Source organism: Leptolyngbya sp. CCY15150, assembly GCF_016888135.1.
GTDB lineage: Bacteria > Cyanobacteriota > Cyanobacteriia > RECH01 > RECH01 > RECH01.
In genome coordinates this window covers 1-5,748 of the sequence record NZ_JACSWB010000116.1, presented here as the reverse complement: position 1 = coordinate 5,748, position 5,748 = coordinate 1, and the positions used below count along the sequence as shown (strand labels likewise).

Annotated in this window: 5 protein-coding genes; 4 read left to right on the top strand and 1 reads right to left on the bottom strand. The window is 51.3% G+C overall.

The window, feature by feature from the left end; all coding sequences use genetic code 11:
- Positions 1 to 77 precede the first annotated feature (77 nt).
- Positions 78 to 1,214 carry an efflux RND transporter periplasmic adaptor subunit gene (locus JUJ53_RS01940; RefSeq protein WP_204150302.1) on the bottom strand — a complete coding sequence of 379 codons (1,137 nt, stop codon included), beginning with the start codon at positions 1,212 to 1,214 and terminating at the stop codon, positions 78 to 80.
- Between the two features lie 76 nt (positions 1,215 to 1,290).
- Between JUJ53_RS01940 and JUJ53_RS24980 the strand changes: the two genes are divergently transcribed.
- The 4 genes from JUJ53_RS24980 to JUJ53_RS01925 all read left to right on the top strand — a co-directional run.
- A complete protein-coding gene (locus tag JUJ53_RS24980) occupies positions 1,291 to 1,413 on the top strand; it encodes a hypothetical protein (RefSeq protein ID WP_275415714.1) in 123 nt (40 codons plus the stop codon).
- A gap of 141 nt (positions 1,414 to 1,554) precedes the next feature.
- Positions 1,555 to 3,207, top strand: coding sequence for a hypothetical protein (locus JUJ53_RS01935; protein WP_204150301.1), 1,653 nt, complete (start codon positions 1,555 to 1,557; stop codon positions 3,205 to 3,207).
- Between the two features lie 23 nt (positions 3,208 to 3,230).
- Positions 3,231 to 4,388: a DUF1822 family protein gene (locus JUJ53_RS01930; RefSeq protein ID WP_204150300.1), complete on the top strand. Its 1,158-nt coding sequence runs from the start codon at positions 3,231 to 3,233 to the stop codon at positions 4,386 to 4,388.
- A gap of 309 nt (positions 4,389 to 4,697) precedes the next feature.
- The coding region (locus tag JUJ53_RS01925; protein WP_204150299.1) for a caspase family protein at positions 4,698 to 5,748 on the top strand (1,051 nt) is incomplete at its 3' end.

The window sequence follows — 5,748 nt, the reverse complement described above, 5'->3', positions numbered from 1 at the left end:
TTCAACGACTCTGGCTCTCTTGGCGCTCTCAGATATCACTACACTACTGCCATTCCCAGGACTTGAACAGCCTTTTGTCATACTGAGAATTGCTGGGGCAAGACTGCCGCCGTGGGAATCGTTACCCCAGAACGACTGTCTAAAATCAGCACGGCCTGTAGGAACATCCCCGATCGCAGCAGTGATGAACTGGGCAATTCAATCGTCAGCGTGGCTTCCCGTGTTTGGGGATCCACCAAGGGCGCAATGTCCCGCAGCCGTCCCTGCAGGTCAATGCGTGCATCAGCATCCGACGTCACCCGTACCGGCATGCCCACCTGCACTTGAGAGAGCTGGGTTTCGGGCAGGGTCACCTCTAGCTCCAACTGACCATTTTGAATTAGCGAAAACAAGGGCGTGCCGGTGGAAGACACATCTCCCAATCGCGCCATGCGCTCGGCCACAAGGCCATCGGCTGGAGCCAACACCAAGGTTTGATCCACCTGGGTTTCTAACTGCTGGATGCGTGCCGCCTGACTAGCGACCTGAGCCTCAGCGCTGTTGACATTGGCGATCGCCACCTGCACACCCTCCTGGGAGGTAACGGCCGCCGTCGCCCGACTGTCATAATCCTGCTGACTGATCACCCCTTCATCCCGCAGACTCTGGAAGCGCTGCAAATTGGTCTCCGCCTCCGCCAACGTGGCCTGGGTCTGGGCGAGAGTAGCCTGCTGCTGGCGCACATTGGCCCGAGCTGATTCGAGACTGGCTTGGGCTTCCAGCAGTTGCGATCGCAGTACCGTATCATCCAGCACCGCCAAGACCTGCCCTGCCGTCACCACATCGCCGTCGTCCACCAAAACTTGCTGAATCTGCAGACCGCTGGTGCGCGGGGCGATCGGCAGCAAATCGTAGGGCACCACCGTCCCGGTTGTCTCTAGACTACGCTCCACCGAGGTAGACTGCACCGTGAGCACGGTCACCGGCTGCGCCGCTGATTCCGTGGCTTCGCTCGCATCATCCACCGCCGCCGCTGGCTCCGAAGTCAGTCTCATGCCGCCGACCAGCAACCCGGCTGCCAGACCCAAGCCCAAACCAATCCATAGGCCAGGCTTGCTGGCAAACCAAGACCACCATCCCGGTGCGATCGCTGGCGAGGTGGATGGATCATCAGAACCCGTAGCCTCTAGGGCAGCGTTGGGGTCTTGGCCTCCTCGAAATGCAGACTCTGTCACAATGTGCCTCCCAGCGATCGCAACCTAAGACGGCTGCTTACAAATCTTTATAAATCCTTCTGTTTTATTATGACCCATGGATTTACATTTCAGTCTCCCCCGGATGGGTAGTACATCTAAGCTGGGGCAGGCTGGGGGGAGCGATCGCCTTTGGGCTGAAGAAACGAAGGAAGAAGAAAAAGATCTGACAACTTTTTAGAACCGCTGCATAAGTTCTGCATTGCCGATCCGAGTAGAGAAGTAGGATGCTATGACGAGTGGCTGTACTTCCAGCAACATCTTCACCCGTCATCAGCTTGCCTCTACCAACTGTTTTGGGGTTCTAGGGATGTCAACACCTATGACCAGTTATAAAGATCAACTGGCTAAAGAATTCTCAACCTTCCTACTGGCTGACCTCAGCCAGGGGACTATGTTTCCCCTTCGGCGCACTGATCGGGGACTTCGGCGACTCATGGGACATATTGTTTCTGATGACCCACTGACCATATCTCATGACCACTGGGCACAGTACCTGCTGCTCAAGCTCCAGACGATAGATGGGGAGTTTGTGCCCCCATCATCGCCGGACTCAAGTCTGGTGGAACTGCGGCTCCAAGCCTATGCGGATCAGCCAGATGTATTGCTTCAACTACATCACTATCTGCAGGCACGGCAGACAGAGGCGTCTTTGCATTCCTTTTTTCGCCAGGGTTCCCGCGATCCCCAGCACCTGCTGATTGCCTACCTACAGCCCAGCTATTGGTATGCGACCCGCCGGTTTGTCTATAAGCACTACGACCACCGGTCAACTCAGTGGGATGATTACCTGCAAATGGCGATGATTGCTATTAGCGATCCGGCCAAGTTGCTCAAGCACTATGACTTTCGAAAATCACAGGTTCGCACCTATGCCGAAACGAAAATCTATGGGGTTGTCTATGACACCGTTCGAGCCAACCATGTTCATGAGAAAGTGAACAACTTGGGACGTCATGGATTGTTGCGTGCTGTCAGCCGCAGACAAATTCGGGAATGTCTTTCAGGCAGCGGGCGATCGCCTGAGGATATCGAACAGTATGGTGCCCTTTGGCAGAGCTATCGTGAAATTCACCAAGCGCCACCTCAACAGGGCAGGAACGGTCAGGCACGCCGTATTCCAGATCCAACTGCGGAGGAATGGCAAGCCATTGTGGAGCGCTACCATGCTCAATCACCAACCCTGCTACCCATAGCCAACTGGCAGGACGCAGAGCAGATGATGGGTGAGCTTGAAGCTGGGCTCCGCAATCACTGCGATCCTAAGACACTGCGTCAGCGACTGGAAACCGAAGCAGATCAGCAACAGAAGATTACGCCCCTAGATGAGATTCTTGATGCCCAAGATGCCCAGCGCTTGGAGCAGCAACTGCAGTGTTTGCAGGAGAGCTTAGCGGCGACGCTTCAGCACTTAGATCCAGGTTACTACCATGCCATGCTGCTGTGGTTGGGGTTGGGGTTCACCCAAAGCGATGTCTTAAAGCTCATGGGAGCATCTCTAGGCACCCAAAAGCAATATCAACTGTCTCGCAAGCTGGATGCCTACAAGCGTAAACTTATTCAGCCCCTAGCCCGGCAGATCTGCGATCGCGCCTCTGGCTTAACAGACACCCCGCTTTCTGCAGAACAGATCATTCGCAATATTAGCGAGCATGTCTCAGAGGTTCTTAAACTTTTTTGCCGTCAAGCGGTTAGCGATGTTCTGAGTAACTTGCTACTCACCTTAGCTGAATCTGACTACGTCTTACTCCAGTCTGCCTATAACCAAGACCTGAGGGACGATCATTCAGACGAGTTTAGCCCTTCGCTATCGCCTCAAGCCTCTCAGGATTGTCTCCTAACTGAACAACACCTGCTGGATGCATTCAAGCTCTGGATGCAGGATAGCTTGGATATTGATCTCGCTCCCTATCCCGAGCTAGACAAGAAACTTATCGATTTTATCCGCCAATGGCTCACTCAACATATTATGTAAGCAGCATTAGGGAGGCATACAGCATGTTTACGGTAGATGAATGGATGAATATGGCACCGCAGCAAGTTTGGATAGATCTGACTGCTGAAGACATTCAATGGGCAAAACAACAGATGAAGGGTCAGGCTTATTCCAGCCCAAATTCCTATCATCAGATCTATCAAAACTGGCTTTGCCTGCGGTTGAGCCAACGATGGTTAGAGGAAGACCTGAATACTAGCCCAGTTCCTTGGTTATCCATGGATGAGTTACCCAGTGTATGGGATGTATTGAATGGTTTCATCGTTGAGGTTCAGGGAATTCGGCTTGCGCTGATTCCTAGCGATGCGCTTGAGGTTGATGAGTTGCGCATTCCCCAGGAATGGGTAGATAGCCCCTGGGTGGCAGATTACTACGTATCAGCACAGATTAATCTAGAGGATGGCTGGGGACGGATTTTAGGCTATGCTCCGCACAAGGCGGTTAAAACGGCTGCCCAATTCCAAGAGCGCGATCGCTCCTATTGTCTTGATCAACACCAGCTTATTGATGACTTCAACGTTCTCTGGGTGGAGCGGGAAGTGATGCCTAACCCTACGCCGATTGTGCCAGATATTCTGCCCCTGGGAGCCGCGATCGCTCAGTCATTGATTACAGACTTAGCCACAATTAAGCGCTATTCGCCACGCCTTGATGTTCCCTTTGGGCAATGGGCCGCCTTGATTACCCATTCTGACTACCGTCAATCGCTGTATCAACACCGTACGACCCCGACGATAGTACGTCTACAACAGTGGCTCCAAGGACAGATTACGTCGGGCTGGAATGCGGTGCAGACCTTAGCAGAGACTGACTTTCAAGGGGCGATCGCCCGAGGAAGCTCTAGCTCGTCTCAAGGTGAACGCCTTGTCATAGATGGCAAGGTTAGTCTTAGGGTTCAAATTGAACCCGTGAACCATGCCGCCAAGGACACTGCTTCATCGGAATACCGCGTTTCTATCCGTGCATGTCTCAGTCAACCGCTAGAAACCGCTCAATATCTATCGCTAAGCTGTTCTGGAGGCGATGAAGATGACTGCCAAGCATCTACACCAAACGACTCCAATCTTGAACTCTTGCCTTTAATTGGCGAAGCAGGTGAGGCATTTGAGGTCACCCTTGTGCTGGGTGAGCAACAGGAGACAGTTCAGTTTATGCTCTAAAAACCAACCTCATCGTGCTGAATAAGCTGTGTTGCTGGCACTGCCTGGTATTGCCCTATATACGGACAGGCTTAGTGATGATTTTAGTGCCATAAATAACCGCAAAAACACGGAGAGGTGTGTTACATTACTCTCTGAGGTGATATAAATCATGCTCCTTCTGTTAAGCCAGTGTAAGTAAGTTGAACAGTAGATTAGCGTAGCTTCACGGATGTGGTTTTGATCTGCTTTACGTTCATAACAGCGTTTCTAGGATGATAAAAGACCGTTTTCAGGGCTTTACTATGTAGTATTGAGGTGCAGGGGGCTATGAGAGATGATCTAAATGGATATCTAGATTTCCTGAAAGAAGGAAAAGCGCGCATCTGGATGCTACTGATTGGGATTGATGACTACACAGATACTCGATTGAAACCTCTATCCTGCGCTGTGTCTGACTGCCAAAAGCTGGAAGATGCTTTAAAAATAGCAACTCAAGACTTTAAGGCATCGGAAATTCGACCTCTCTATGGCGCAAGCGGCGATCGCCCCGTTACGAAGGAAGATGTAGAAGCAGAACTCGCGACTATCGTTCAATCTGTGAAAGTGAGGGATACCCTCTTCATTTATTTCTCTGGCCACGGAGAAATCGGATCGGATGATCAACTCTATCTTTGTCTAAGCACCACTCAAACAGATAACCTGCTGGAAACAGGGCTGGGAGTTCGTCATCTGCTCAGTCAACTCAAGGCATCGAAGGCCAGTCGTCAGGTGGTTGTAATGGATGCTTGTCATAGTGGCGGCACGATTGGGCAATTTGGGGCAAGGAGTCGAGGTTCTGCCGTTTTAGAGCGATCGCCTCAGGATTCTCCCCTAGGCGATGATCATGATGATAGTCCGGAGGTTAATCCAGCCATTGGGCAAAAGCTCACGGAAAATCTCAACCAGTATGTGAGTAGTGCAGGCAAGGATTTTTTCGCGCTACTATCCTGTGAGGAAGGACAGCAATCCTGGGAAGTGTCAGGATTTGGAGGAATTTTCACTCATTATTTAGTGGAGGGCTTAAAGGGAAAAGCAGCGAATCCCGAAGGGTTGATCGAAATGGATCACCTTTATAAATATGTTCGAAGAAATACAGCTCGCTCGGTTCAGGAACAAATTTGTCCCACTCGTCCGACGGCAAACCAAACGCCAGTACGCTTAACAGCCGGTAGTCAAGACATTATTATTGGGGTGGGTTCTTTAACTCGCAGTGAAGAAGATTTGTTTGCCCCACCACCCCCAAATACTTCCCTAGACATAAAGTTTGCACAACAACGTAGCCGCTATCTCAATGCCTTTAGTTATTGTTATCAACGGCAATATCCACCTCGAATTTCTG